The 1965-nt window shown below is 68.1% G+C and carries 2 protein-coding genes; both read left to right on the top strand.

Annotation, left to right across the window (positions count from 1 at the left end):
- Positions 1-607 (top strand): IS607 family transposase (locus JNW87_RS38120; RefSeq protein ID WP_236647523.1); only part of this gene is annotated, 607 nt, incomplete at its 5' end.
- A partial coding sequence (locus JNW87_RS38115; RefSeq protein WP_109801325.1) for an RNA-guided endonuclease TnpB family protein occupies positions 604-1965 on the top strand: 1362 nt, incomplete at its 3' end. The genes JNW87_RS38120 and JNW87_RS38115, both read left to right, overlap by 4 nt.

Genomic DNA, 1965 nt, shown 5'->3' with positions numbered 1-1965 from the left:
TTATCGGATCGGGGAGTTCGCCAAGCGGGTGGGCCGCTCGGTGGGCACGGTGCGTCGCTGGGAGGCGGAGGGGCGGATCAGCGTGCGCCGGCTGCCGTCGGGTCAGCGTTACTTCGACGACTCCGATGTGCGCAAGGTGCTGCAGCCGGGCTTGGACGCCGACCGCCGGAGGGTCGTGGTGTACTGCCGGGTGTCGTCCCCGGGCCAGAAGGCCGACCTGGCCTCGCAGGTCGAGTCGATGCAGCAGTTCTGCCTGGCCCGCGGGCTGGCCGTGGACGAGTGGGTCAGCGAGGTCGGCGGCGGGCTGAACCTGCGCCGCAAGAAGTTCCTGGCGCTGATGGACGCGATCGACCGGGGTGAGGTTGCCACGCTGGTGGTGGCCCACAAGGACCGACTGGCCCGGTTCGGCTTCGAATTCCTGGAGCACGTGGCGGCCCGCAACAACTGCGAGATCGTCGTCGCTAACCAGGAAGCACTGTCGCCTCAGCAGGAGATGGTCGAGGACCTGCTGGCGATCGTGCATACCTTCTCCTGTCGACTGTACGGGCTGCGGCGCTACGAGAAGGAACTCAAAGGGGCGGACCTGACGACGGGCGGAGACCAGTGAAGGTCACCCGGATCGCCTACTCGGACCGCCTCAACCCGGGCAAGTACGCCGCCCTGGTGGAGCAGGCGCGCCGGCTGGGCCGGGTGCGTAGTGAGGTGTGGCAGCGCTACGGCTCGATCCGTGGGGTGGGGTCCGGGCTGACCGATCGGCAGGTCCGGGACCGGTGGCTGGCCGACGGCACGCACGCTCAGTTCGGGACGCTGGCGAATGCGTGGAAGGAAACTGTTCGCGACGCGATGGCCGACATCGCGGCGAACATGGCCTCTGCCAAGGTGAAGGTGCGCCGCGCGATCGACCGGCGCACGAGCGATCCGACCGAACGGAAGCGGCTGTTCACCGCACTGAAGGCCGACCAGTGGGCCGCCGACCCGTTCTTGGCCCGGCAGATGCGTAAACATTGGAGGCGCGGCAAGAACCGCACCCACGATCAGATCGTCGTGCGCGCCGACCGGCATAACACCAAGGTCGACGGCAGCGGTCGACTGTGGCTGGCCATCCCGGGACTCGAACGCTACAAGCTGGTCAAGATCCCGCTGTCGACCACTGTCGCCCCGACCGGGACGCTGCGACTGATCCTGCGCGATGGCCGGGTCGAGGTGCACTATCAGATCGACGCAGCGCAACTACGGTCGTCGCGGCGGCCGTGCGGTGAGCACGTGGTCGGGGTCGACAAGGGTTACACCGAGGCGCTGACCGACTCCGACGGAGAACATCACGGCGTCCGACTCGGGCAACTGCTGACCGCCGAGTCGGACCGACTGACCGAACGCAACCGCCGGCGGGCCAAGCTACGGTCGATCGCGAACACCGCCGCCCAGCGCGGCAACCACGCCAAAGCGCAGCGGATCAAGGCCAACAACCTGGGCTACGTGAAGCGGGACCGACAGGCCGCCCGGCACCGGTCCCAGGTCCGCAGCGAGATCTTCACCGCCGTGCACCGGGTCGTCGACAAGGCCGCCACGGTGGTTGCCGAAGACCTCACCAAGACCTTCGCCGGACGCACAACGCTCGGCAAGAACGTCAACCGGCGCCTCGCCGCGTGGACCAAAGGAGTCACCGCCGAGGCCCTAGCAAGCGTGTCGGAGCGCAGAGGTTCTGCGCTCGTACACGTCAACGCCGCCTACACCTCACAAACCTGTCACCGCTGCGGCCGGCTCGGCCGACGCGGCGGGGACCGGCTTCACTGCACCTTGTGCCGGGTGGTGTGGCAGGCCGACGTGAACGCCGCGATCAACATCCTGCAACGAGCCGGCGACCCCGACATCGCCCTGCACACCCCACACCACAAGGTGAAGCAGATCCTGCAGGACAGGACCGATCGCCACCGGACCAGACTGCCGGTCCAGGACTCCAGCCCG

The sequence above is a fragment of the Micromonospora sp. ATA51 genome, from assembly GCF_016802855.1.
Taxonomy (GTDB): domain Bacteria; phylum Actinomycetota; class Actinomycetes; order Mycobacteriales; family Micromonosporaceae; genus Micromonospora; species Micromonospora sicca.
Note: the sequence above shows the minus strand (reverse complement) of the source record. Positions and strands in the feature narration are given on the sequence as shown.